This is a genomic window from Pseudomonas sp. SORGH_AS_0199 (assembly GCF_031453735.1).
Taxonomy (GTDB): domain Bacteria; phylum Pseudomonadota; class Gammaproteobacteria; order Pseudomonadales; family Pseudomonadaceae; genus Chryseomonas; species Chryseomonas aestiva.
Map to the genome: position 1 here is coordinate 3,820,435 of NZ_JAVJAE010000001.1, position 22,472 is coordinate 3,842,906.

Below are 22,472 nucleotides of genomic sequence, written 5' to 3' on the forward strand. Positions count from 1 at the left end.
CGTCATTGCCCTCGCATTAGGGTGTTGGCCGAACCCGATACCTGGGTCGCGCCGCGTACCACCATCTGGGTCTCGATGGCGTAGTCGAACAGGCGGCTGAGGTTGCCCACCAATTGACCGACGTCAGCCGACGGCTGCTGCCGTGGCGACGCCTGGGGCGCGGTCGCCGCCGGCACCTGCTCGCCCGCGTTGGCCTGGCTCGCGAAGGCATGGGAGCGGTCGAGAAAGCCATCCAGGCGTTGTAGTAGACGCTCGCCGAGCTGGGCATCGGGCGCGGGCGCGGCCGCCGCCCGTTGCGCCAGTTGCTCGAACAGGTTCTGGGCGTGCAGGGTTTCCGGCGCCATCGCGGGCGCCGGAGCGACCGCCGGAGCGGCCACCGCGGGCAGGCTCATGCTGACCTCCTACTCTTCATCGTCCGAGGACATGGCTTCCTGGAAGATCTCCTGCGCCCTCGGCATGATGATGAATTGCCCGCCAATGCTCACGGCATTGCTGATCAGCTCATCCTGCAATTGGACGTCGGAGGTCTGGCTTTTGGCCGAGTCGACGGCGGCCTCGAAACGCTGGGTGGTGTCGACCGGAACGTCGCTGGCACCTACGGGGGTCACGGACATGGGGAACTCCTGGTTCAGGGGGACGAAGAGGCACGGACCGGGACGGTTTCTTCCCGCGCCGCGCCACGGAACACCCGCACGCCACCCCGGGACGGCTCCCGGGTGGCGATGGCGGGCGGGGTCTCCAGCCGCTGCCGGAGCCATTCGACGAAGGCCGGCGAGCCGGAAGCGAGAATGCCGCCAGCCCCGGGCAATGCCTTCAAGGCCAGGGGATTACCGGAGACGCCATAGGCATCCAGGCGCTCCTGCACCTGCGCCACCGCCAGGCCGCCGGTGGCGATACGCTGTTGCTGATTACGCGCGGCCGGCGTCACGTGCAGCGTGTTGCCGTCATAGAACCAGGCGAGCCGCGCGCTCCGGGCCAGCGCTTCGAGGAATTCGCCGGCGGTCGCCGCCTCCAGCCGCGCCGGGGCCTGGCCCGCGACGGTCTCATCCACGTCCAGCGGTAGGCCGAGATTGCGGCCGAAGGCTTCCAGCACCTCCTGCAGCGGCTGGTCCACCACTACGTAGGGATAGGGTTGCGGCCACCAGGCCGGCTCGACCCGCGCCTGAGCCGGCAAGGCCAGGAGCAGGACGACGCAGGCTGGCAGCCAGGCGCCTGGCGCCGTAATTCGACGCCTGCGCCTGTCCCATGACGGGCGTGCTGCGGCTACACTGGCGCTCCTCGTCCACCGCCAAGAGGCTGTCCGGTGCCCAGTCGTCGCGCTTTCGCTCTCGCTCTGCCCTTGCTGCTCGCGGCTTGCAGCCATACCCCGCGGGATGATGAACAGACTCGTCTTACCCAGCTGGCCGATGACGTCGCCCAGCGCGGCGACAACGCCACGGCGGCGGCGCTCTATCAGCGGGCCAGTCAGTTGCCCGGGGCGAATGCCGATCTCTGGCGCCGCCTCGGCGACATCCGCCTGGCCAGCGATGACCTTTCGGGTGCCGCGGCGGCCTATCGTCAGGCCCTGAGCCTGGCGCCGGACGATGCGCGCAGCCAGCTCGGCCAGGGCACCCTGTATCTGCGCGAGGGCCAGGCAGCACTCGCCGTGCCCCTGCTGGAGCAGGCGGCGCAGGCCTTGGACGACGGTAGCAGCTGGAGCCGGCTGGGCCTCGCCCGGCTGTTCGCCGGCGACGCTACAGGAGGGCAGGCCGCCCTGGGCAAGGCTCTCGACCGCGAACCCGGCAATGTCGATATCCGCGGCAACCTGGCCCTGGCCTACGCCGTCGCCGATGCCCCCAGCAAGGCGCTGCAGACCCTCGGTGATCTCGGGCAACAGGCCGATGCCCTGCCCCGGCAGCAGCGCAATGCCCTGATGGTGCTGGTCCTGGCCGATCAGGAGGCCCGCGCCGAGCAGGTCCCCCTGGGCGCCCGGGATTCCGCGCAGCGAACGCAACTGCTGCACCAGGCACAACGCATCGCGCAGCTGCCCAGTCCCCAGGCGCGGATCAAGGCGCTGGGTCTGCTGCAACCCTGAGTTGCAGCTCATGGCTGCCCCCGGGTCGTGGCCTGGGCATCCTGGTCACGCTCGCGCTGCCGCTGCTGCAATTCGTCTCCCTGCAGATACCGATGGGCCGCACGCCCTACCGGCGCAGCGAAGGCCGGACCGGTGGCGCGACCGACCCGCAGATCGTCCTGGCGCTCCACCATCTCCAGCAGGTTCAGCGCCGAGGCGCAGCCCGGCGGCAAGGCCGCTGGCGATTCGCTGGTATCCCAGGCCGCGCAGCGTCGCGGTAGCAGCAAGGTCTCACCGTTGGGGGTGACCACCGGGCGGTAGCCGTGGGGCAGCGGTGGCGTCTCCAGCGACGTGGCACAGCCGGCCACCAGCGCCAGTCCCAGCGGCAGGACAATGCTAGCCAGACGCCGGCTCATCGGACGTAGAACCCGAAGGGTTGCCCTGCGGCCTGGCCGCTGGACAGACGCTGCGGCAGATCCAGCGGCGTGCGCAGACGCTCGGGATTGCGCACCGGCTCGACCAGGTAAGGGGTGATCAGGATCACCAGCTCGGTCTCGTTGCGTTGGAAGCGCTTGGAGCGAAAGAGGTTGCCCAATACCGGGAGGTCGCCCAGCCCCGGCACCTTCTCCAGATCCTGGGTGTTGTTGCGCTGGAACAGCCCGGCGATGGCGAAGGTCTGGCCACTGCCCACCTCGACCCGGGTATCCGCGCGGCGGACGCGGAACGACGGCACGCTGATACCGCCCACGCTGACCGCTGTCTCGCTCAACAGGTCGCTCACCTCAGGACGCACCTGCAGGGCAATGCGCTCATCCGGCAGCAGCGTCGGCTTGAACAGCAGCGACACCCCATAGGACTTGTATTCGATACCCACCAGGTCGCGGTTCACCGGCACCGGGACCGGGACCTCGCCACCGGCGAGGAAACTAGCGGTCTCGCCGCTGACGGCGGTGATGTTCGGTTCCGCCAGGATTTCCAGCACTCCCTTGCTCTGCAGGGCTTCAAGCAGCGAATCGATATTGACGTTGCCCGAGGCCAGGCCGGCGCTGATCAGGTTGGAGGCGCCACTGGCCGCCTGGGCGGGCAACGCGCCCCCGGTCAAGAAGCCGAAGGAAAAGGTGCCGTTGTTGAACAGCGCATTCCAACTCACGCCGTAGCGCAGCAGTTCACTGCGCGACACCTCGGCGAAGCGCACGCGGATGTTGACCTGGGGCGAGCCCGCGTAGCGCACCGTGTTGACGCTGCCCTTCCAGGCCTGATCCCGCTCGTCGAGCAGGGCATCTAGCTCCAGGGCTTCACCGACGTCCGCGGTGCGTCCCCGCGCCGCCAGGCGATTGCCCGCACCCCGGACCTGCACGTCGCTGCCAGGGTGAGCCTGGCGCAGGGCCTGGCCCACCCCGGCCGCATTGGCGGACACCTCCAGCGCGATGTCGGCCAGGGTGTCGCCCGCCGCGTTGACCGCGGCCAGGGTAGTATTACCGGGACGCTTGCCAAACACATAGATGACCCCGGCCGAGACTACCTGCAGGTCGGCGATCTCGGGGTCGGCCACCAGTACCGTATCCACCGGGGCCTTGAAATGCAGCAGGCGACCTTGGCCCGCCTCCAGCGCCAGTTGGCGCGGCAGGCCGGCCGCCACCGCGCCAGCGTGATACCCCAGCGTCAAACCCAGCAGCGCCATACCCAGCCAGAGTGCCATCGTCATCCGCTTCATAGGGGGCTCGCTCCCGCCAGGGCACGCGCCCGGCGCGGCTCCTGCAGCTCGCCACCCGCTACCACCCGCGCGGCATGCAGGCGATAGTCGTCGGCGATCTCGGCGAACGACAGCACCGCGCGCAAGCCGCGCAGTCGCTGACGGGCCAGCCGCCGCACGGCCGGGCGCAAGCCGGGATGCACCACCAGCAGGGGCGGTCGGTTCGCCTCGCGACAACAGGCCGCTAGCGCCTCCACCAGCACGTCCGCCAGTTCGCTAGGAACCTGCTCGCCCGGGCCACGGCGAACCGCCGCCAGGAGCCGCTCTTCCAGCGCCGGAGCCAGGACCAGAGCACTGATTAGGCGCTCGGGATCGGCATGCCGATGGCTGATCTGGCGGGCCTGGGTCCGCCGGAGTCGCTCCACCAGCAAGGGCGTCTCGGTACCGGCACCGCTCTTAACCACCCCTTCCAGCACGCCACGCAGATTGCGCAGCGAAACGCCCTCGGCGACCAGCAGCCGCAGCGTTTCGGCCAGGCGCGGCAAGGGTACGCAACGCAGCGCCTCGCGCACTAATTCGCCATAGTCCTGCTCCATGGCCGCCACCAGCGCCTGGGTCTCCTGCAGCCCGAGAAACTCGGCGGCCTGCTCCTGATAGAGTCGGCGCAGGCCCTCGGCGAGCCAGTCCGGCAGGGACCAATGGGCCAACTCGGCGGCGTCGAGCAAGGAGCCGTGCTCGGCAGCGACCCAAAAGGTTCCGGCCTCCCCCGCCGCCTCGGCGGGAATGTCGAACAGCGCCAGGCGTTCCTCGTCGCCCCGCACCAGCAGGGCGCCGCTCGGCCAGGCGCGGCCGTCCAGCGGTACTTCATCCAGCTCGAAGCCATAGGCGTCGACCGTCGCCGGATCCCGGACCAGACCACAGCGCGGCAAGGCCAGGCCCAGTTGCTCCTGAACACTCAACCGCGCCGCCTCCAGGCGCTGACGGAGCGCCGCGCGATCCACGGCCGCGTCGAGACCGCCGGCGAGGCGCAGCCGTAGCCGCCCCTGCAGGTCTTCGGCTGCCGCCGGCTCCTCCACCTCAACAGGGGCAGGATCCTCTACCTCCACAGCCGCGGCGGGCACGCTTGGTGCAGCGGCGCGCGCGCGCCGACCCGCGGCATAGCCGCAGGCGCCCAAGATCGCTGCCAGCACCAGGAACACCAGGCTGGGGAAGCCGGGTACCGCCGCCAGCGCGAGCGTGACGGCCGCCGTGAGCAGGAGCGCGGAGCGACTGGCGCCCAGCTGCTGGAAGATCTCACCGCCCAGGCTGGTAGTGGCTGCCTCGTTGCGTACCCGGGTCACCACGACCCCGGCAGCCACCGAGATCAACAAGGCTGGAAGCTGGGCGATCAGGCCATCGCCGACACTTAGCAGGGTATACAGGTGGGCCGCTTCCGCGAGGCTCAGGCCCCGCTCCAGCATCCCGATCAGCAGGCCGCCCAGCAGGTTGACGGCGAGGATGACCAGGCCGGCGATGGCATCGCCCTTGACGAACTTCATCGCCCCGTCCATGGCGCCGAACAGCTGGCTCTCACGCTGCAGGTCGGCCCGGCGGCGGCGCGCCTCCTGGGCATCGATGTCGCCGCTGCGCAGGTCATTGTCGATGCTCATCTGCTTGCCCGGCATCGCATCCAGGGAGAATCGCGCCGCGACCTCGGCGACCCGCTCCGAGCCCTTGGTGATCACCACGAACTGGGCCGTGGTGATGATCAGGAAGATGACCAGGCCGATCACCACTTCCCCGGCGATGACGAATTCACCGAAGGCCTTGACGATATGGCCGGCGTTGCCCTGGACCAGGATCAGGCGCGTGGTGCTGATGGCCAGGGCCAGGCGGAACAGCGTACTGAGCAGGATCAGCGGTGGCAGCGCCGAGAGCTCCACCGGATTGGTGAGGTAAAAGGCCACTACCAGGATCAGCAGGCTGAAGGCGATGTTGATGGCGATCAGCACGTCTACCAGCGCCGTGGGCAGGGGTACCACCAGCATGACCACCGCCATGATCATGAACAGGGCAATGATGATGTCGGTGCGCCGCGCGGCGACCTGGGCGAACCCGCTCAGCCGCTCAAGCATGGGTGGTCTCCTGGCGAACCCGGGCGAGCCAGGGCTGCAGGCGCTGGCGGGCTTCGTCACGCCGACCAAGCGCCCAGAGCGCCTGGCTGGAAAGACAAAGCGCCGCAGGCCGGTCGGCCGCCTGACCCGCCAGTTGGTCCAGCGCCGCCAGGGCGCGCGTCGCCTGGCCGCTGGCGAGAAAGGCCGCGGCCAGTGCCAGGCGTAGCTCGGTCTGCGCCGGGGCGAGCCGGTCGGCGAGTAGCAGCAAGGCCAGCGAACGCTCGGCGTCGCCCGCCTCGCGGTAGAGTTCCGCCAGCCGCTGGAGCAAGCGCGTCGTCAGGGCATCATCATTCATGTTCGCTCTCCAGGGGATGACGTTGGTCCGCCAGCCACTCCAGGGTCCGCAGCTCGTCCTGCAGCAGCTGTTGCGCCTGCTCCAGGGTGGTGGGATCAAGGCCGAGGGCGGGCAGGCGTCGCTCCAGCAGATCCCGCAGCAACCGCGGCGCCTCGGCGAACACGCTGGCCTGCGGTGAGGGGCCGCCCGGGCGGTCGAGGCTGGCCGCTGGCGGTGGGGTCGGTTGGGCTCGTGCCGGTTGGGCAGCCGGCGTCGCCAGGGGGTGGTGGGCAGCGGCGCGTGGCTCGACGAGCTTGGACAGTGGCTCGTTGCCGACTCTCATCGACGCGCCTCTAGGCGCGGGACATCCAGCAGCACTCGGCGATCACCCTGCGCCAGCACCAGTTGCCGGTCGGCGATTCGCGCCAGGGTCCAGCCATCGCCGAGGGCCGCACCCTCCACGAGGCGCTTGCCATGATCGACAACGACATAGGGCGCAGGACCGAACCAGACCGCCCGCACCGCCAAGGCGGGCGGCGCCGACAAAGCCTCCACGCGCACGGCGTCGTGCCAGGGGTAGCGGCCTCCGCTCACCTCGTCGAAGCGCCGCTGGACCGCGATCCAGGCCGCCTGTTGGGCGGGCGTGATGACCCCGCTGGCGATCAGGCGATCATCCTGCCACCCCAGGCGAATCGTGCCGAGCTGCCTGGCGTCCAGCAGGGGCTGCATGAGCGCCTGCGGGGTTGGCGTTGGCGTGGCCAGGGCCGGTAGCGCGGCGGTGGGCGCCGCCTGGGTCGTCGGTGCGTTCACTGCCGGCCACATGGCGTAGGTGGTCAGGCAGACGCCCATCAATACCGCGGCGACGCCCCACTGCCAGGGCAGGCTGACGGACGCGCGAGCCGGCGCGGCCTGGCCCCTGAGCACTAGGCGTGCGGCGCCAAGGGTCAGATCCACCGGCAGTGCCAGACGGCAGCCCTGCCCCGCCTGGAGCGTGAGACCGGCACCGCCCTGCAGCAGTTGCACGGCGCCGCGCCGGGCCCGTATCTCGACCTCGCGAGCGGTGAGGTCCAGTTCCAAATGGCCTTCGACCACCCCCTCGTCGAGCAGGACGACGTCGGCGCCTGGTTCCGCGCCGACCCGGTAGCGGGCACGGGACAGCGGCAACTGGACACCGCGGTGCCGACCTTCCAGCACAACAAGCTGGAGGGCATCGACGAGCGTGGTGGGCAATTCGATGGCGGCGGCGGTCATGATCGGAGGACTCCCACTACACCGGCGGCTGGCCAGGCAATCCGAAGATCAGGCGCTCGCGGACGGCAGTCGCGCGAACGCCGGGAATTGGAGGCGCGAGTGGCGCGCAGCGCCACTCGCGCAGACGGCTAGTTCTGCGGCCGCTGCTTGGTCGCGTCGAGCTCAGCCTTCTTGGCAGTAGTGAGTTCGGTGATCTTGGCGGATTTCTCGATGGCCATGTCGAACACCGCGGACATCTTGTCGATAGCGGCGTCGGTACCGCCGCTGCTTACCGGGGGCGTATTGCTCATGGTTTAGCTCCAGAAACGAGGTCATGGTGGGCGACGTAAAGTGTCGCTTGCGTAACCGAACGACTGCCTGATCCGAGCGAGGTCGGGATGGGCATCGGCGCAATCCATGCTAGGCAGGCCCCCGCCGTGCGGGTGTTAAAAGTTGTGAAGTGGCATGAAGCCCTGGCCAGGTGTGATGCAGTCGGCGTCCACGGTGGCCAAACACTGGCGGCCAGACGCCGCGGAGATTCGCGCCCCGCTGCAGCGGACGCGCCAGCCGTGCCTGGGCGCCTGGTGCTGATGGGCGCCGTCGCTACTTCCGCGGGGATATGAGGCCCGTGTTTGGACCGGGCGCCCGGCCGTGTCGCCGAGCAGCGACCGCAGGAGTCCACCTCAAACATTGCCTTCAGAAGCCAACCATATGCGGTCGCTTCGTCCAATATTACTCACCACCCGCGGCGACGAGCAGGCGGCCTGGCGTGCTCCTTGAAATGGCCAGGCAGGTGAGAACATCCAGATGAACTTGATTGACCAAACCGCGGATGCCCTGCGCGCCATTAAGGAGATCCTTACCGGCTGTGACTGGCAAATTGATCATTAGTCGCCGTCGGAGCAAGCAAAAGTAGAACGCTCCCTGGTAAGGCTGATTTAACAAGGTCAGACCTTATTACCGCGATCAATGCGTTCGGTGGACTGCGGCCGCATCGACCAGAGCGAATGCCTCGAGAGTGATGAGAGATCCGCTCCACGCTATCAAGCATTCGAAAAATGCAACTTGCAGCAGGGTGGCCTTCCCCTGGCCTGCTGCTACAGGCGGTCTCCACTCGCAGCCTAGGCCGCACTGCGCGCCAGATTCCTCAGGCTACGCCCGCCACATGGGCCCACTCTACGGCATCTTCCCCGGCCGGAAGCATAGACGGGCAGGTCGGGTCGGTTGCCGCGCGCCATACGCTTTCGGCTACATCCTCGGCATAGGTCACTGCCGAGGTATCCTCGCGCATGGCCTTGAAGATAGGCGCGGCGAAATCCCGGTACTCTGCCGGAAAGTCCCTGGGCATCCGCGCTTTGGCGTTATCTCCGAAGCGCGTCGACGGGCTACGGCCTGGCAGTACTACCCGTACCTGGACATTGAATGGCTCCAGCTCCAGAGCCAGCGAGGCGCTGAAGGCATTCACCGCCGCCTTGGACGCTGTGTATACCGCCAACAAGGGCAGTGCTTTAAGGGTGACTGTGGAGGTGACGTTCACCACCACGCCCGACTGACGCTGGCGAAACTGCGGCAGGAAGGCCTGCGTCAGCGCTATCAAACCGAAGGTGTTGGTCTCGAATATTTCCCGGATAGAAACCATCGACATGGCCTCGACCGCACCGGCGAAGCCGATCCCGGCGTTGTTGACCAGCACATCGATCGGCCCAGCGGCTTTCACCAGCGCCTCGATGCTTCGCTGCTTGGTGACATCCAGCGGAAGTACGTGCAGATGTTCGCTGCGGGGCAAGACCTTCTCGTTGGGTGTACGCATGGTAGCGATGACCTTCCAGCCGCGATCAAGAAAGTGCTTTGCGGTCTCCAGACCAAAGCCAGACGAACAACCGGTGATCAGAATGGTTTTCATGGGGATGACGCTCCATTTAATTGCGGAAGGGCTACGATAGGCGTCGACGACTGGACTTTATACAATAGGAAGTCGCTAAAACATTTGCCAGAGTCCGAAAAGCTGATGGATCCACTCGCTCAGGTCGTTACCTTGCTGCAGCCCGGCGGCGCCCATACCAAGCTGGTCACCGGTGCCGGGCAATGGACGGTTCGCCAGCCCGCCGGTGGGCATGCCTTCTTCTGCGCCGTACTCGATGGCGGCTGTTACGCCGAGTTCGATGGTCACGACCCCATGACGCTGAAGGCTGGCGATTTTGTGCTGATCCCGGCCAGCCGTGGCTTCACCATGTCTAGCGTAGAGCACACCTCGGGTATCACGATCCCCATGGCCCCGGGCGAAAAGCGCTTCGGCACTCCCACTGGCCCATCGGAACTGCGGATGATGGGCGGCTATTTCCTGTTCGGTTCGCCGGATGCTGAACTGCTGGTCTCGCTGCTACCGCGATCTATTCATGTCCAGGGCGAAGAGCGGTTGCGAACGTTGGTAGCCCTAGTTCGTGATGAGTCGCACCACGAACGGCCGGGGCGGGAGATGGTGATAACCCGTTTGCTGGAGGTGCTACTGATCGAGGCGCTGCGCTCGTCCCAAGGCACCGCCGCCTCACCGGGCCTGCTGCGCGGTCTGAGTGACCCACGCCTCTCCGGCGCCATACGCGAGCTACATGAGCACCCTGCAAAACCCTGGACAGTGGCGGACCTGGCGAAGATCGCCGCGCTATCACGCTCGACATTCTTCGAACGCTTCAGCCGGGTGATGGGCATATCGCCCATGGAGTACCTGCTGGCCTGGCGCATGTCGCTGGCCAAGGATCTGCTGCGACGAAAGGCAGCCAGTATAGGGGAGGTGGCGGAGCGCGTAGGATATGCCTCCGCCAGTACCTTCAGTACTGCCTTTTCCCGCTACGTGGGGCTGGCGCCGACGCAATATGCTGCCGAAGCATGACTGCGCTGCGCACGGGATATGCCGCAACCCTGGACGGGAAGAAAAAAGGCCTTTCGAACATGGCAATGAGTGCTGAACCCGATGATGCGCCTGACTGGCTCGTGCAGAAACCGGGTAGGACAAGACCGATTGCGTTGATCGTGAGCCTTGCCATCGGCAGCCTCGCGACATTCGCTGCCCTGGAGCTGGCCAGCCGAACACTGCCGGGTCCACCGACATCCGTAGGTACTGACCACCCCGCCCTTCGCACCGAGGCTGCAGCTCACCTTGCCCCAGAGGCGGCCGATACCGTCCGCGGCACGGTCCGCCACGCTACGCCTTCACCCGTGGAAGGAAATGCGGCAGCAGCGGCGACCCCACCCTCGAATGTCCAGCCGCCGGCAGCGTCGGTCGGCAAGCAGACCGTCTTCAACGACCGGAACTTCACGCCACGCGGCTCCGATAACGTGGTGAGCTTCAGCGAAGCCCCTCGAAGCCTGGCGCCAGAAGGGGCGCTCCCGCAGCTGACGAAGGTCACGGTGGTGCACCAGACACCGAGCATGAAGGACCGCGCCTGCTGGCCGTACAAGGCTGGCAGCCTGGAGCATCGCAACTGCCGATCCGCCGTGGGTCTTCAGTACCGAGACTAAATCCACCTACACCGAGTGGTCAGAACTTAAGCCCACGCCAAGAACATGGTCGAACCTACTCTTGCCTACGGCGCTGTCCTGATTAACCGACAGGTATAGTTATGTCTCTCATAAGTTACCGGTGAGCAGCGCTGTGCGATGCCCCTTGGTTTCCTTCCTCCAACTTGGTCAAGGCACGTGAGTCCAGTTGGATTCACCGCATCGCGGAGAAAAGCACCGCGACTTCCGCCTATTAGCGAGCCCTCCGATGGTTGACGCAGCCAGGTGTCAACCTTCCAAACCTAACCTCCTGAGACCTGGATAAGGTTTCCTACTGACCCCCTTCAGCGCTTCTGCGACCGTGCACGGCATCTTGTGCGAGGTCTCCTATGAAGCGCCCTTCCCTATCACAAACGCTCGTCGCTACTGGGTTTGCAGCCTTGTCTGGTGCCTGCCTGTATCTCTACGTTGAGCTGTCCCATGTCAATCGCGACCTGAACGCCACAGCTGACCAGAACACGGTCCACGCCATCACCCAGCGTCTGGATAAGATGCAGGACCAGATGGATGGCTTCGCCGGCGGCAAGCCAGTCCAAGATGCGGACTTCCGGGCGAGCCAGCAGGCGCTGTCACAGCGTATCGATACCGCCCAGGCCATGCTGGTGGAGATCCAGCGCGCCAATCAGACCGCGCTGCAAGGCATGGCCCAGTCCGGCGACCTGGTCGTGCTCGAGGCCAAGCTGGAAGGCCTGCAAAACGACCTCGGGGACCTGCGCAGAAAAGCAGTGGAGCCTGCCAAGGCACCGCCGCCGCTGATCGTTCCTAAGCAGCGCAGCGCGCCGGCAACCGCCCGCAAGTCCGAGCCGGCCAAGCCGATCGAGACGCCTCCTCCCTTCACCGTGGTCGGCATCGAGTACCGCGGCGGTGAGCGCTTCCTCTCCGTCGCTCCGCCCGGCAGCACTCAACTCAGCGAGCTCTACCTGGTGCGCCCGGGCGACAACGTCGGCGGTACCCGCTGGCGGCTGGCCAATCTCGACGACCGCCAGGCGCAGTTCAGCGTCGACGGCGCGACCCGCACCCTTTCCGTCAAGTAGTAGAGGCAACTCATGCGCCCCCAGTCCCCTCTCTTCCCGGCGAGCCTTGCGATCGCCCTCATCCTGCTCTCGCCATCCGCGCCGGCACTCACCGCAGACCTTGTCGCCCCCCAAATCTTCTCCGGCGAAACAGGTAGCGCTGAGCGTCAAAGCGCGGTCCAGCGTAACGACAGCGCCATCGCCCAGGAATGGGGCCTGAGCAGTCAGGAATTCCAGCGCTACCGGACCCTGATGCAGGGCAGCCGTGGCGTATACTCACCTGGCCTGGATCCGCTCACCGCGCTGGGCATCGAAGCCCAATCCGATGCCGAGCGACGCCGCTATGCCGAGCTGCAGGTTCGCGCCGAGGCGCAGCGGGTGCAGAAGGAGCTGGCCTATGACCAGGCCTACCGCGACGCCTGGAATCGCCTCTACCCGAACCTGCAGCCGGTGCAGGCCGGTGGCCAGGCATCGCCTCAGGCCAGCCCGGCCGTCCGCGGCAATGGGCGGCTCGCCGTGTTCGTGACCGATAGCTGCGCCGCCTGCACCGAGCGGGTTCAGGCGCTGCAGAGCGCAGGCCAGGCCTTCGACCTCTACCTGATCGGCAGTCAGAACGACGATGCCCGGATCCGCCGCTGGGCCGTGCTCGCTGGCGTCGATCCAGCCAAGGTGCGCGGACGGCAGATCACGCTCAACCACGACGCCGGCCGCTGGGTCCAGCTGGGCCTCGGCGGCGAGCTGCCAGCCGTTGTCCGCGAGGTGAATGGGCAATGGCTACGGCAATGATCAAGGCGCTTGGCGCCGGCGTGATACTGCAGGCGCTTACGATCGGCGCTCAGGCGTCTGAGACACCGCCGCCTGCCTATCAGCTGGCTGCCCATCAGGCGGGTATCCCCTCCGAGGTGCTGTACTCGGTCGCCCTGCAGGAGAGCGGCACCCGACTACGCGGGAGAGGCGCGCAGCTGGTCCCATGGCCCTGGACGCTCAATGTCGCCGGCGCCGGCTATCGCTTCGCCACCCGCGCTGATGCTTGCAATGCGCTGCTGGTCGCGCTGAGCACCGCCGGTGCCAAGCGCGTAGACGTCGGCATTGCCCAGGTCAACATGGGCTGGAACGGCCATCGCTTCGGCCGCGGCGTTTCGCCCTGTGAAGCGCTAAACCCCTACAAGAACCTGGAAGTCGCAGCGCAGATGCTTGCCGAGCTACGCGCCCAGGGCGGCGACTGGATCAATGTCGCCGGCCGCTATCACCGTCCCGCTGGCGGCGCCCCCGCTGCCAAGTACCGGGAGCTCTTCGCCAAACACCTGAGCCGCGTCACCGGCGTGACCTTGCTGGCCTCGAACCCATGAAGCAGATCCTCTCGCTCCTCATCCTAACTATGACCCTGCCGCAGGCCGCCCAGGCCGCCAGTCTTACCGTGGTCGAAGACCGCGGCGGCGTCTCTGCCCTGCCCTACTACCAGAGCCTGAACCCGGAGCCGGTACAGGCACAGCGGCAAGCACCGCTGCCTCAGCCTGCCCAAGCCCTGGGCTTCCCCGTGCGATCGCAACGGCTCACCCCCGGCAAAGTCCAGGGGCGCGCACTGAACGCACCGGGCCTGCAGCCCTTTTTCCTAATCGGCGATGACGACCTGTCTCGCCAGTGGCTGGCCAGCCGTGGCGAGACTCTGCAGCGCCTCGGCGCCGGCGGCCTGGCGGTCAATGTGGCCAGCGCCCAGCGCCTGGCCGCGATCCGCAGCTGGGCCCCCGGGCTGGCCATCAGCCCCGTGGTCGGCGATGACCTGGCCGCCCGCCTCGGGCTCAACCACTACCCCGTGCTCATCACCCCAACCGCTCTGGAGCAATAGGAGTCCCTCATGCCCAGCCCCCTATCCCCGTATTTGACGCTGGTGATCCGCATGCCCGCCGGAGCCGCCGCTCGTGAAGCGCTCGCAGGCGACCTCGGCGTCTTGATCGACCTCCATGGCGGGGAGATTGCGGGACGCTCGCTGGATGACGAGCTGACCCTCTGTGAGCGCTTCGAAGCAGCGCTGCCGCGTGGCGAAGCCGAGGCTATCCGCAAAGAGCACGCTGCGGCCCTGCCGCTGCCAAGCGCTGGCGAACTGGAGCGCTGACCATGGCCCGCAATCATGCCCTGGACACGCTGCTGCGGCCTGCGGTGGAGCTCTACACGGTGCAGGTGTGCTTGGCTATGGCCTTCCTATGCGTGTTCGCGCCCTGGGCCGTCGCCCTGACGCCGCTGTTCGGCCTGGTCACGGCCGTCGCCTTTCTTGGCTTCGGGATCTACCGCCTGCGCCAGGCGCTGCGCGTGCTTCGCTATCGGCGAAACATCCGGCGCCTGTCGTACTACAGCATGACCAGTAAGGAGATTCCGGTCAGCAATGAGCGGCTGTTCATCGGCAAAGGCTTTCGCTGGGAGCAGAAGCACACCCAGCGCCTGGTCGACACCTATCTGCCGCAGTACGCGCCCTATGTCGAGCCGTCGGAATGGACCAACAAGGCGCGGCGCCTCGAGGCGCGCCTGGAGTTCGCGCCCTTCCCGCTCAGCCTGCTGGCCAAGGCCACCGCATGGGATAACGCCGCGAACCCGTTCCGGCCGCTGCCTCCGGTGGGCGGTCTGCCGCGCCTGCACGGCATTGAACCTGAGGAGCACGATGCCACCCTGCCGTTGGGCGAGCGAGTGGGTCACTCCATCGTCATGGGCACCACTCGGGTGGGCAAGACGCGCCTGGCCGAGCTCTTCATCACCCAGGACATCCGTCGCAAGCGGCGCGGCCAGCATGAGGTGGTGATCGTCTTCGATCCCAAGGGCGATGCTGACCTCCTTAAGCGCATGTACGTCGAGTGCGAGCGCGCCGGCCGGACCAATGAGTTCTACGTCTTCCACCTGGGCTGGCCGGACCAGTCCGCACGCTACAACGCGGTGGGCCGCTTTGGCCGGATCTCGGAGGTGGCCACCCGCGTCGCAGGCCAGCTGTCCAGCGAGGGCAATTCGGCAGCGTTCAAGGAATTCGCCTGGCGCTTCGTCAACATCATCGCCCGGGCCTTGGTCGCCCTCGGCCGGCGCCCGGACTACCTACAGATCCAGCAGCACGTGATCAACATCGAAGGGCTGTTCCTGGAATACGCCCAGAAATACTTCGATGAGCACGACCCGAAGGCCTGGGACAAGATCATCTTCATCGAGAGCAAGCTCAACGATAAGAACGTCCCCTTCAACATGAAGGGCCGACCGCTGCGGGTCATCGCCATCGACCAGTACCTGAACCAGACCCGCGTGATGGATCCGGTCATGGATGGCCTGCGAAGTGCGGTGCGCTACGACAAGACCTACTTCGACAAGATCGTCGCCTCGCTGCTGCCGCTGCTGGAGAAACTCACCACCGGCCGCATGGCCGAGCTGATCGCCCCGGACTACCACGACGTCAACGACCCGCGGCCGATCTTCGATTGGATGCAGGTGGTGCGCAAACGCGCCGTGGTCTACGTCGGCCTGGACGCCCTCTCCGACACCGAGGTCGCCGCGGCAGTTGGTAACTCCATGTTCTCCGACCTAGTCTCGGTTGCCGGCCACATCTACAAGTACGGCATCGATGATGGCTTGCCCGGGGAGGCCAGCGGCAAGGTGGCCATCAACCTGCACGCGGACGAATTCAACGAGCTGATCGGCGATGAGTTCATCCCCATGATCAACAAGGGCGGCGGCGCCGGCCTGCAGGTGACGGCTTACACCCAGACCCTGTCCGACATCGAGGCCAAGATCGGCAACCGCGCCAAGGCCGGACAGATCATCGGCAATTTCAACAACCTTTTCATGCTGCGGGTGCGTGAGACAGCTACTGCCGAGCTGCTGACCAACCAGCTGCCCAAGGTCCAGGTCTTCACGGCTACGCCGGCGAGCAGCGCGAGCGACGCCGTCAACGGCAAGACCGCCTTCACCTCCAACACCCATGACCAGCTCAGCGCCACCAGCGTGCCCATGCTGGAACCTGCTCATGTGGTCGGGCTACCCAAGGGCCAGTGCTACGCGCTGATCGAGGGCGGCAACCTGTGGAAGGTGCGGATGCCGCTGCCGGCGGTGGATCCGGATGAAGCGATGCCCAAGGACCTGCAGGAGCTCGCGGAGAAGATGCGCAAGGCCTACCAGGTGGGTCAGGCCACCGGCAGCGAGTGGTGGGAGGCTCCTGGCCAGCGCCGGGTCGCAGACGAACTGCCGGCTGACCTGCAGGACGACTTCCGGCAGATGGCCCAAGGCGCCGCTGACGAAGGGGACGCGGCATGACCGCCACCCTTGATCATGACCACCCCAGAGGACGCCGCTAATGGCCGATGTCGCCCAGCGCGCCCAGCAGCAACAGGTCAAGGAGCAGACCTTCATCGGGTCGGTGCTCAGCTTCCCCTTCCACTTCATCGGCGTGATGTTCCTATCCTTGGGCGGCGCCATCCTGGTGGACTGGCTCTGCCTCTACTTCCTCTGGCCAGAAGCCGGCTGGCACCACGCCAAGGGCATGCTCGACCACGAGCTGGCTTGGCTGTCGCAGGGATTTCTATCGAGCGTTGTGGTGCAGGAGCCCGGGCACACCGCAACCTGGTTGGTGGGGCTGCTCTATGACTGGCTGTTCGTGAAGACGGGGCTGATCCATTGGCTGACCGGGATGCAGCAGCTAGCCGCTGCCGGCCCGCGGGGCGAGCTGGATCTGCGCTACATGGCCGCGCAGAGCATTACCACCGTGCAGACCTACGGGTTATCCGCCCTCTTCACCATTCTGGTGTTCTGTGTACGCCTGGTGATCTTGGTGCTCGCCCTACCGCTCTTCGCCATGGCCGCCCTGGTTGGCTTCATCGACGGCCTGGTGCGGCGGGATATCCGCAAGTTCAGCGCGGGCCGCGAGTCGAGCTACTTCTACCACAAGGCCCGCAGCACCATGCTGCCGCTGGCCCTGCTGCCCTGGTCGCTGTACCTCGCCTTGCCGTTCAGCGTGAGCCCGCTCCTGGTGCTGCTGCCGTGTGCCGCCCTGCTGGCCCTGTCAGTGAACCTCACGACTGCCTCGTTCAAGAAGTACCTGTAGTCGCCGGCGTGCTCCGTGGCCGCAACCTGGCCACAAGAAGCGCCCTCACGCCCATCGATATGCAGGGGTGGTATTGAATCCTTGTCCCAGCCGATCCGGAGTTGCCCCATGCAGTGGACCCCTGAGCAAGCCCCCGCCATCGCGTCAAACGCACGCAAGCTGCTGATCCAGGCCTTCGCCGGCACCGGCAAGACCACCACCCTGGTGGGCTATGCCAGCGCCCATGCCGAGACGAAAATGCTCTACCTCTGCTACAACAAGTCGGTGGAGATGGCAGCGAAGAATCGCTTCCCGCGCAACGTCACCTGCAAGACCGCCCACGGCCTGGCGTACGCGGTCTATGGCACCCAGTACCAGCACAAGCAGGCCGGCAACCTGCGCATCACTGAGGTCGCCCGAGTGCTGGGCACCCAGGACTGGGAGCTGGCCAGGGACGTGGTCAACACCCTCAACACCTTCATGGCCAGCGCCGACATGGCCCTGGATGGTCGCCACTTCGCCCGCTACGACGGTCGCGGCCTGACGCCGCTGCAGGAGCGGCGCATCACCCAGGTAGTGGGGCTGGCCATCAGCGTCTGGAAGCGCATGATCGACCTGCAGGACGCCGGCGTGCAGATCACCCACGACGGCTACCTCAAGCTCTACCAGATGAGCCGCCCGGACCTGTCCAACCGCTTCGGCGCCATCCTGCTCGATGAGGGCCAGGACGTGAATCCGGTGATCGCCGACCTGGTGCAGCGGCAGCGCACCATTCAGGTGATGGTGGGCGATCGCCACCAGCAGCTCTACCGCTTCCGCGGCGCCCAAGATGCCCTCAGCGCGGCGTGGATGGCGGATGCCGAGAAGCACTACCTGACCCAGTCATTTCGATTCGGCCCGGCCGTAGCCCACGTGGCCAACGTCGTCCTGTCGTTCAAGGGCGAGACGGTGAAGCTGCAGGGGCTTGGCCAGCGCACCCTGGTGAAGCGTTCGCTGCCGGAGGACCTCGCCCATCGGACCTGGCTGCATCGCACGGTCAGCGGCGTGATCGAGAACGCCCTGCGCCTGGAGAAGCAAGGTGGGCACCGCATGTTCTGGATTGGCGGGATCGACAGCTACTCGCTGCGCGAGCTCGAGGACCTGTTCCAGTTCAGCCGAGGTCGCAATGACCTGGTGCAGCAGAAGAAGCTCTTGCGCGACTACCGGGACTTCGAGCAGTACCAGGAGATTGCCAAAGCCACTCAGGATCCGGAGATGCAGCGCTCGGTGCGGATCATCGAGGCCTACTTCGACCTGCCTAAGCGCATAGAGCAGCTGCGGCGCTGCGCGGTGGCCAGCGAACTGGACGCCACGGTCACCTTGACGACCGCGCACAAGGCCAAGGGTCTGGAGTGGGACTTCGTAGGGCTGTACGACGATTTCAGCGCGGATCCGCTGGCACCCGAGATCGACCGGGCCAGCCGCGACGACGAGCTCAACCTGCTGTACGTCTCAGTGACCCGGGGCATGCAGATCCTGGCGGTGAACTCGCTAGTGATCGACATTATGCAGCGCTACAAGGAGCTGAATGGAAGCCTAGCGTCGTTCCGCTGAGTAGGTGCTGACCCGAGAAGTAGCGAAGTCGGATAGCTGCCTACGCTGTGTGGTCCGACGTAAGGAACAGGCATGGACATTATTCGTAGCAGCGTTGGGCTACGCTTCAACTTCCCCATCTCTATTCGCCGATGTCTTTGGCGACAAGGAAATTGATCTATGAGCACCATCACCCAGCTGGAGCAAACGCTGATCGACATCGCCACCAACTGTCTGGCCGATGTGCTGGGCTACAGTGCCAAACGGCAACAGGGAAGCGTCACCGCCGAAGATGCCGAGGCTTTTGAAGAAAACCACATAGCGCTGTCGACCTTAGTGCAACTTGCTCATCTGAAGCAGAGTGGGTTGACCGAAGATGCACGCACTGCGCTGCTGGATATCGAGGAAAGCGAGACGGCACTGCTGCGAGCACTGGTCAACTGATCCGCTCCATCCCTCACACCAACTCGCATCTTGAGTGCCTGAGCAATTTCACCCATTGCCATCACGTCGAGGGCCTGGGTCTCTGTTGTCTGACACCGAGCTACCTCCCCTGCTGGCGTTGCGATATCGATAGCCATGGCCTCGTTATTGTCGAGGGTGAGTGTCACTTCTACACGGAAGCTCTCTGGAAAGAAGCCGGAAATGTAGTGCAAGAAGCGAGAATGGTACTTCGGCAGCATGACTGATCCCTACCTCCCCTCGAATAGGGGGCGGTGCATAGGATGCCAGACAGGTCGTCGCTTCGATCAAGCGCAATTGGGCCTCGCACGTAATTCAGGAAGCACCGAAAGGGGATCAGGCACGCTGCTAGTTGTCAGGGAAAATCTCGCGTTCGCTGATTGGCGGATGACAGCCGATGGCTCTCAGCTCGTTGACGGCGTCGCGGATCACCTCATACAGCAGGGGCGTATTGTCGATAAGACACCGATTCAGTGTGCGCGTAACCTTTGCAGGCCTTGCCGGATCAATCAGGGTGATGACCAGATTATTCCCCTGAGACTCCAATTCATGCTTCAAGGGTGGATCTAGAGCGGATAGCTGGTTGCGCAGGGCGTCCATGGTCTTGCCTCAATGAATGATCGGAGTTCGAGCACTCGGGGCTTCCGGCGGTTCCCAGCCTAAAGCTTATAGGGCACTGGTGACCATTCAGTAGACGTGTTTTCACGAATTTCCAATCCCGTGCGACACTGTATGGATATACCGTACACGACCCTATCGGGAAGGAGCGAAACGCGGTGGCTCACTCCAAGAAATATCAAGCGCAGCTGCTGGCAAAAGTCTCTCGTGAGGCAGAACGACAGTACCTGCAGTCAAACGATCACAAGCCTGCATGGCCATGGAGCAGCCTGAACGATTTGGAACAGCAAGCGTGGTCGTGGAAGGCTTGCGCAGCGTTAGACATCTCTCCAGAACAATGGCGCTCAGCCGTCAACATCTGCCGAACCCCTGGCCAATCCGTGAAACTGCTACTGGGCGAGATGCGCATTCTCCACCCATAATCTCCAACCCAGAGAAACGCTAGCTAGTGCTGGCTCGAACGTTTCGCAAACCTTACTCAGGGCGTCAAACGACCAGGGCTTGGCCAAAAAACTCGTCTGGCTATGTGGATGCTCAGCCGAATGAACGTGACCCGAGGATATGACGACTGGTATCGCAGGCCAGAGTGCCGAGAATGCATCAGCCAGCTCAAGGCCATCCATCCTTCCAGGCATTTTGACGTCTGTGAACAGAAGGTCCGGTGGCAATTGCTGAGCCTTCAAGTGTCGCCAGGCCTCATCGGCAGTTCCGAAAGCAGTTACGACAAATCCTTCTTCGGCAAATAGCTCGGTGAGCATTTCGACCAAGAGCCTCTCGTCTTCAGCTATCACCACCCGGTTCATGTCGACAGATCTCTTAGATGACGTATTGCACATTCTCAATCATAGGCTATTGAGACATTGAAGCTGGGAGCTAAGCGGCAATCCTTGTTATTGACCGACACGCTCGTCTGCTGGTGCAAGAAGTCTCGCATTCAGTTGTCGCACTGGCTCTGCCTCATTTGAACAGCTACCGAGTGCGCAATGCGCCGCCGCGGCTTTTGCTTGTGCTTGAGATACTCTGAACGACATTGATCAAACAGATCGGCCGCCACCGTGAGGAGCTGCTTTCCCTGCGGGGCAGTGATTCGGCCGAAGTCGAGCATGGCCAAAATGTAGCCCTCGAGTTGACCATATAGCTTGGCCAGATGCCCTAAGCCCATGATGGCCATCGCATGAGTCAAGTCCCGCCAGCGTTCTTTGGCTTCTTCGGGGAGAAATCCGATCTCAGTCATACGACCTCCCGTGGTTTGTCTGATGACAGCATAGCCAAGCGGATCGTTCGACACCCTGATCGTAACCTCATGAGACCTAGATACGGTTTCGCCTGGTGAGGTTGCAATGGGCTACAGGACGATGGCCGCCCCATCGAACTGGTGCCGTCCATGTCCCCTGCCCGCTTCGAATACCACACTGAATTCTCCCCCCTCACCTACCGCGTCCAGGAGCGCGGCTGGCTGATGTTCAAGCACGAACAGCAGACCGGTACCCCTGACGTCGTTGCTTTCCTGGCAGATCCAGAACGGCAGGCTCGCCTGCAGGCCCTGGGCGCGGACGGCTGGGAATTGGTCAGCGTGCAGCCGGTGCTAGAAGGCCGCGCCCAAATTGGTCAGCAGACCGCCCAGGGCAACCAGGGGTGGGGCGTGGGCTACGCGGTGGCCACCGGCTTTCTGCTGTTTTTCAAGCGCCTCATCGTCCCTGCGTAAAGTCAGTAACCAAGCGGATTTGCAACCTATTTGGGTGCAGTAATGGTTTCCCGCTGACCTCCTTGGTGGCCCTCGGCATCCTGTGCGGCATCAACCCAGTGCCCAGGGCCCCGCTGTGAAACTGTCCTCTCCTCAACGCAAGCGTTCCGTCCACTTCGGACTCGTCAGCGGCCTGGTCGTCGCGCTCGGATTCATGGCGGGTCCCGCGCTCGCCGCCGGTACGGCCAGCGAGCAGGCCAACGTGGACGTGATGATCCGCCAGCTCAACGCCGTCGAGGCGGTCGCCAGGCGCAGCGCCGAGCTGCCCAGCGATGGCAGCTCCCGCTACCACCTGGATTACAACCGTCTCGCCGCCGACATCGCCCGGATCCGCCAGGGCCTGCAGGACTACCTGGCACCGAGCCGTGCCCAGCCGCGCGATGCAGCCGAGCTCTCCGGCCAGTATCAGCGCGAAGGCGCCCAGCCATGAGCATGACTGCCGCTCAGACCGCCGCCTTTCAGGCGGCAAGTGGCCTTACGCCGGCGACCAGCAACACCTTCTGGCTATCGGTGGCCATGGCCATCACCACGATCTGGTTCGCCTGGCTTTCCATCAGCCTCTACAAGGGCTGGGCGAACCAGAACCTCAAAGCCGCCGCTGCCAAGGGCGCCCTCATTCGTGGGCTGCTCCTCTACTGCGTGCTGTCCTGGCTCATTTTGCATTAACCCCTCGAGGAGAAATCCATGCTGTCCCTCAAACGTCTGTTCACCCTCGGCGCCCGCGCCAGAACACAAGCCATTCTGGCAAGCGCTGCCCTGCTGCCGGCAATCAGCCAAGCCGCCCTTCCCCAAGCCCAAGCCCCCTCGCGAGGCGAAGGCTCTACCTGGCTGGAGACACTGAAAAACTACGGATTCGACCTCATCTCGCTGTTTGCGCTGGCCTTGTGCGCCTTCTGCCTGATCGTCGTCGCGGCTCACGGCGTTACGGTTTTTCACGAGATCCACTTGGGTAAGAAAACCTGGAAGGACCTAGGCGTGACGATCACCGTCGGCTGCGTCCTCATCGGCCTGGTGATCTTCATCGTCACCAAAGCCACCGGCATCATGTAAGGCAGGGC

The 22,472-nt window shown here is 65.0% G+C and carries 30 protein-coding genes; 16 read left to right on the top strand and 14 right to left on the bottom strand.

Going from position 1 to position 22,472, the window contains the following annotated elements:
- Nucleotides 1-2 precede the first annotated feature (2 nt).
- From QE444_RS17855 to QE444_RS17865, 3 genes are read right to left on the bottom strand one after another with little or no spacing between them, the layout of a single operon-like run.
- The gene (locus QE444_RS17855; protein ID WP_309740443.1) at nt 3-392 is read right to left on the bottom strand and encodes a hypothetical protein; all 390 of its coding nucleotides are present in this window, start codon (nt 390-392) and stop codon (nt 3-5) included.
- 9 nt (nt 393-401) lie between these two features.
- The gene (locus QE444_RS17860; protein WP_309740444.1) at nt 402-614 is read right to left on the bottom strand and encodes a hypothetical protein; all 213 of its coding nucleotides are present in this window, start codon (nt 612-614) and stop codon (nt 402-404) included.
- A 14-nt stretch (nt 615-628) separates the two neighbouring features.
- Complete coding sequence (locus QE444_RS17865) at nt 629-1,174, bottom strand: type III secretion protein (RefSeq protein ID WP_309740446.1); 546 nt, start codon at nt 1,172-1,174, stop codon at nt 629-631.
- A gap of 129 nt (nt 1,175-1,303) precedes the next feature.
- Here QE444_RS17865 and QE444_RS17870 point away from each other — a divergent pair, with 129 nt between their 5' ends.
- Entirely contained in the window at nt 1,304-2,074 is a 771-nt protein-coding gene (locus QE444_RS17870) for a tetratricopeptide repeat protein (protein WP_309740448.1), read from the top strand.
- 8 nt (nt 2,075-2,082) lie between these two features.
- Here the strand turns inward: QE444_RS17870 and QE444_RS17875 are convergent, their stop codons facing one another.
- The 8 genes from QE444_RS17875 to QE444_RS17910 form a co-directional block, all read right to left on the bottom strand.
- A complete protein-coding gene (locus QE444_RS17875) occupies nt 2,083-2,469 on the bottom strand; it encodes a hypothetical protein (RefSeq protein ID WP_309740450.1) in 387 nt (128 codons plus the stop codon).
- Nucleotides 2,466-3,758: a type II and III secretion system protein family protein gene (locus QE444_RS17880; protein WP_405046480.1), complete on the bottom strand. Its 1,293-nt coding sequence runs from the start codon at nt 3,756-3,758 to the stop codon at nt 2,466-2,468. Before QE444_RS17880 ends, QE444_RS17875 begins: the two co-directional genes overlap by 4 nt.
- A gap of 5 nt (nt 3,759-3,763) precedes the next feature.
- Complete coding sequence (gene sctV / locus QE444_RS17885) at nt 3,764-5,860, bottom strand: type III secretion system export apparatus subunit SctV (RefSeq protein WP_309740454.1); 2,097 nt, start codon at nt 5,858-5,860, stop codon at nt 3,764-3,766.
- Nucleotides 5,853-6,194: a tetratricopeptide repeat protein gene (locus QE444_RS17890; protein WP_309740456.1), complete on the bottom strand. Its 342-nt coding sequence runs from the start codon at nt 6,192-6,194 to the stop codon at nt 5,853-5,855. Before QE444_RS17890 ends, sctV begins: the two co-directional genes overlap by 8 nt.
- Entirely contained in the window at nt 6,187-6,516 is a 330-nt protein-coding gene (locus tag QE444_RS17895) for a hypothetical protein (RefSeq protein ID WP_309740459.1), read from the bottom strand. The genes QE444_RS17890 and QE444_RS17895 overlap by 8 nt, the downstream gene beginning before the upstream one ends.
- The gene (locus QE444_RS17900; RefSeq protein WP_309740461.1) at nt 6,513-7,403 is read right to left on the bottom strand and encodes an FHA domain-containing protein; all 891 of its coding nucleotides are present in this window, start codon (nt 7,401-7,403) and stop codon (nt 6,513-6,515) included. The genes QE444_RS17895 and QE444_RS17900 overlap by 4 nt, the downstream gene beginning before the upstream one ends.
- Nucleotides 7,404-7,552: 149 nt before the next feature.
- Nucleotides 7,553-7,714 carry a hypothetical protein gene (locus QE444_RS17905; RefSeq protein ID WP_181902077.1) on the bottom strand — a complete coding sequence of 54 codons (162 nt, stop codon included), beginning with the start codon at nt 7,712-7,714 and terminating at the stop codon, nt 7,553-7,555.
- Between the two features lie 836 nt (nt 7,715-8,550).
- Nucleotides 8,551-9,306 carry an SDR family oxidoreductase gene (locus QE444_RS17910; protein WP_309740464.1) on the bottom strand — a complete coding sequence of 252 codons (756 nt, stop codon included), beginning with the start codon at nt 9,304-9,306 and terminating at the stop codon, nt 8,551-8,553.
- Nucleotides 9,307-9,411: 105 nt separating this feature from the next.
- Between QE444_RS17910 and QE444_RS17915 the strand changes: the two genes are divergently transcribed.
- From QE444_RS17915 to QE444_RS17965, 11 genes are all read left to right on the top strand, one after another.
- Complete coding sequence (locus QE444_RS17915) at nt 9,412-10,290, top strand: AraC family transcriptional regulator (RefSeq protein ID WP_309740466.1); 879 nt, start codon at nt 9,412-9,414, stop codon at nt 10,288-10,290.
- A complete protein-coding gene (locus tag QE444_RS17920) occupies nt 10,287-10,919 on the top strand; it encodes a hypothetical protein (RefSeq protein WP_309740469.1) in 633 nt (210 codons plus the stop codon). The genes QE444_RS17915 and QE444_RS17920 overlap by 4 nt, the downstream gene beginning before the upstream one ends.
- 368 nt (nt 10,920-11,287) lie before the next feature.
- Complete coding sequence (locus QE444_RS17925; protein ID WP_309740470.1) at nt 11,288-11,992, top strand: methyl-accepting chemotaxis protein; 705 nt, start codon at nt 11,288-11,290, stop codon at nt 11,990-11,992.
- A gap of 12 nt (nt 11,993-12,004) precedes the next feature.
- The gene (locus QE444_RS17930) at nt 12,005-12,757 is read left to right on the top strand and encodes a TIGR03759 family integrating conjugative element protein (protein ID WP_309740472.1); all 753 of its coding nucleotides are present in this window, start codon (nt 12,005-12,007) and stop codon (nt 12,755-12,757) included.
- On the top strand, nt 12,754-13,320 hold the full coding sequence (locus QE444_RS17935; RefSeq protein WP_405046443.1) for a transglycosylase SLT domain-containing protein: 567 nt from the start codon (nt 12,754-12,756) through the stop codon (nt 13,318-13,320). Before QE444_RS17930 ends, QE444_RS17935 begins: the two co-directional genes overlap by 4 nt.
- Entirely contained in the window at nt 13,317-13,817 is a 501-nt protein-coding gene (locus QE444_RS17940; RefSeq protein ID WP_309740476.1) for an integrating conjugative element protein, read from the top strand. The genes QE444_RS17935 and QE444_RS17940 overlap by 4 nt, the downstream gene beginning before the upstream one ends.
- A 9-nt stretch (nt 13,818-13,826) precedes the next feature.
- Nucleotides 13,827-14,084: a hypothetical protein gene (locus QE444_RS17945; protein ID WP_309740478.1), complete on the top strand. Its 258-nt coding sequence runs from the start codon at nt 13,827-13,829 to the stop codon at nt 14,082-14,084.
- Between the two features lie 2 nt (nt 14,085-14,086).
- Nucleotides 14,087-16,252, top strand: a complete 2,166-nt coding sequence (gene traD / locus QE444_RS17950; protein ID WP_309740479.1) for a type IV conjugative transfer system coupling protein TraD — start codon at nt 14,087-14,089, stop codon at nt 16,250-16,252.
- A gap of 40 nt (nt 16,253-16,292) precedes the next feature.
- Entirely contained in the window at nt 16,293-17,039 is a 747-nt protein-coding gene (locus QE444_RS17955) for a TIGR03747 family integrating conjugative element membrane protein (RefSeq protein WP_309740481.1), read from the top strand.
- Between the two features lie 108 nt (nt 17,040-17,147).
- Nucleotides 17,148-18,611: a UvrD-helicase domain-containing protein gene (locus QE444_RS17960; protein ID WP_309740482.1), complete on the top strand. Its 1,464-nt coding sequence runs from the start codon at nt 17,148-17,150 to the stop codon at nt 18,609-18,611.
- Nucleotides 18,612-18,770: 159 nt separating this feature from the next.
- On the top strand, nt 18,771-19,034 hold the full coding sequence (locus tag QE444_RS17965; RefSeq protein ID WP_309740484.1) for a hypothetical protein: 264 nt from the start codon (nt 18,771-18,773) through the stop codon (nt 19,032-19,034).
- Nucleotides 19,035-19,400: 366 nt separating this feature from the next.
- Here QE444_RS17965 and QE444_RS17970 read toward each other — a convergent pair whose 3' ends face one another.
- The 3 genes from QE444_RS17970 to QE444_RS17980 form a co-directional block, all read right to left on the bottom strand.
- Nucleotides 19,401-19,652 (bottom strand): hypothetical protein, encoded by a 252-nt coding sequence (locus QE444_RS17970; RefSeq protein ID WP_309740486.1) that lies wholly within the window; start codon nt 19,650-19,652, stop codon nt 19,401-19,403.
- A 407-nt stretch (nt 19,653-20,059) separates the two neighbouring features.
- Complete coding sequence (locus QE444_RS17975; protein ID WP_309740488.1) at nt 20,060-20,473, bottom strand: response regulator; 414 nt, start codon at nt 20,471-20,473, stop codon at nt 20,060-20,062.
- 131 nt (nt 20,474-20,604) lie between these two features.
- On the bottom strand, nt 20,605-20,904 hold the full coding sequence (locus QE444_RS17980) for a hypothetical protein (protein WP_309740490.1): 300 nt from the start codon (nt 20,902-20,904) through the stop codon (nt 20,605-20,607).
- Between the two features lie 150 nt (nt 20,905-21,054).
- On the opposite strand from QE444_RS17980, the gene QE444_RS17985 reads away from it, so the two are divergent.
- The 4 genes from QE444_RS17985 to QE444_RS18000 all read left to right on the top strand — a co-directional run bounded on the left by QE444_RS17985 (nt 21,055) and on the right by QE444_RS18000 (nt 22,464).
- The gene (locus QE444_RS17985) at nt 21,055-21,375 is read left to right on the top strand and encodes a hypothetical protein (protein WP_309740492.1); all 321 of its coding nucleotides are present in this window, start codon (nt 21,055-21,057) and stop codon (nt 21,373-21,375) included.
- A 172-nt stretch (nt 21,376-21,547) separates the two neighbouring features.
- Nucleotides 21,548-21,844 (top strand): RAQPRD family integrative conjugative element protein, encoded by a 297-nt coding sequence (locus QE444_RS17990; protein ID WP_271655849.1) that lies wholly within the window; start codon nt 21,548-21,550, stop codon nt 21,842-21,844.
- Entirely contained in the window at nt 21,841-22,080 is a 240-nt protein-coding gene (locus QE444_RS17995) for a TIGR03758 family integrating conjugative element protein (protein ID WP_309740494.1), read from the top strand. Before QE444_RS17990 ends, QE444_RS17995 begins: the two co-directional genes overlap by 4 nt.
- Nucleotides 22,081-22,098: 18 nt before the next feature.
- Nucleotides 22,099-22,464 carry a TIGR03745 family integrating conjugative element membrane protein gene (locus tag QE444_RS18000; RefSeq protein WP_309740496.1) on the top strand — a complete coding sequence of 122 codons (366 nt, stop codon included), beginning with the start codon at nt 22,099-22,101 and terminating at the stop codon, nt 22,462-22,464.
- Nucleotides 22,465-22,472 lie beyond the last annotated feature (8 nt).

Coding starts and splice junctions, on each gene's coding strand:
- QE444_RS17995 (WP_309740494.1), top strand. CDS start 21,841: ATGAGCATGACTGCCGCTCAGACCGCCGCCTTTCAGGCGGCAAGTGGC.
- QE444_RS17935 (WP_405046443.1), top strand. CDS start 12,754: ATGATCAAGGCGCTTGGCGCCGGCGTGATACTGCAGGCGCTTACGATC.
- QE444_RS17970 (WP_309740486.1), bottom strand. CDS start 19,652: ATGGACGCCCTGCGCAACCAGCTATCCGCTCTAGATCCACCCTTGAAG.
- QE444_RS17890 (WP_309740456.1), bottom strand. CDS start 6,194: ATGAATGATGATGCCCTGACGACGCGCTTGCTCCAGCGGCTGGCGGAA.
- sctV (WP_309740454.1), bottom strand. CDS start 5,860: ATGCTTGAGCGGCTGAGCGGGTTCGCCCAGGTCGCCGCGCGGCGCACC.
- QE444_RS17980 (WP_309740490.1), bottom strand. CDS start 20,904: ATGACTGAGATCGGATTTCTCCCCGAAGAAGCCAAAGAACGCTGGCGG.
- QE444_RS17925 (WP_309740470.1), top strand. CDS start 11,288: ATGAAGCGCCCTTCCCTATCACAAACGCTCGTCGCTACTGGGTTTGCA.
- QE444_RS17930 (WP_309740472.1), top strand. CDS start 12,005: ATGCGCCCCCAGTCCCCTCTCTTCCCGGCGAGCCTTGCGATCGCCCTC.
- traD (WP_309740479.1), top strand. CDS start 14,087: ATGGCCCGCAATCATGCCCTGGACACGCTGCTGCGGCCTGCGGTGGAG.
- QE444_RS17910 (WP_309740464.1), bottom strand. CDS start 9,306: ATGAAAACCATTCTGATCACCGGTTGTTCGTCTGGCTTTGGTCTGGAG.
- QE444_RS17895 (WP_309740459.1), bottom strand. CDS start 6,516: ATGAGAGTCGGCAACGAGCCACTGTCCAAGCTCGTCGAGCCACGCGCC.
- QE444_RS17880 (WP_405046480.1), bottom strand. CDS start 3,758: ATGACGATGGCACTCTGGCTGGGTATGGCGCTGCTGGGTTTGACGCTG.
- QE444_RS17855 (WP_309740443.1), bottom strand. CDS start 392: ATGAGCCTGCCCGCGGTGGCCGCTCCGGCGGTCGCTCCGGCGCCCGCG.
- QE444_RS17905 (WP_181902077.1), bottom strand. CDS start 7,714: ATGAGCAATACGCCCCCGGTAAGCAGCGGCGGTACCGACGCCGCTATC.
- QE444_RS17915 (WP_309740466.1), top strand. CDS start 9,412: ATGGATCCACTCGCTCAGGTCGTTACCTTGCTGCAGCCCGGCGGCGCC.
- QE444_RS17940 (WP_309740476.1), top strand. CDS start 13,317: ATGAAGCAGATCCTCTCGCTCCTCATCCTAACTATGACCCTGCCGCAG.
- QE444_RS17960 (WP_309740482.1), top strand. CDS start 17,148: ATGCAGTGGACCCCTGAGCAAGCCCCCGCCATCGCGTCAAACGCACGC.
- QE444_RS17860 (WP_309740444.1), bottom strand. CDS start 614: ATGTCCGTGACCCCCGTAGGTGCCAGCGACGTTCCGGTCGACACCACC.
- QE444_RS18000 (WP_309740496.1), top strand. CDS start 22,099: ATGCTGTCCCTCAAACGTCTGTTCACCCTCGGCGCCCGCGCCAGAACA.
- QE444_RS17955 (WP_309740481.1), top strand. CDS start 16,293: ATGGCCGATGTCGCCCAGCGCGCCCAGCAGCAACAGGTCAAGGAGCAG.
- QE444_RS17875 (WP_309740450.1), bottom strand. CDS start 2,469: ATGAGCCGGCGTCTGGCTAGCATTGTCCTGCCGCTGGGACTGGCGCTG.
- QE444_RS17975 (WP_309740488.1), bottom strand. CDS start 20,473: ATGAACCGGGTGGTGATAGCTGAAGACGAGAGGCTCTTGGTCGAAATG.
- QE444_RS17920 (WP_309740469.1), top strand. CDS start 10,287: ATGACTGCGCTGCGCACGGGATATGCCGCAACCCTGGACGGGAAGAAA.
- QE444_RS17965 (WP_309740484.1), top strand. CDS start 18,771: ATGAGCACCATCACCCAGCTGGAGCAAACGCTGATCGACATCGCCACC.
- QE444_RS17945 (WP_309740478.1), top strand. CDS start 13,827: ATGCCCAGCCCCCTATCCCCGTATTTGACGCTGGTGATCCGCATGCCC.
- QE444_RS17985 (WP_309740492.1), top strand. CDS start 21,055: ATGTCCCCTGCCCGCTTCGAATACCACACTGAATTCTCCCCCCTCACC.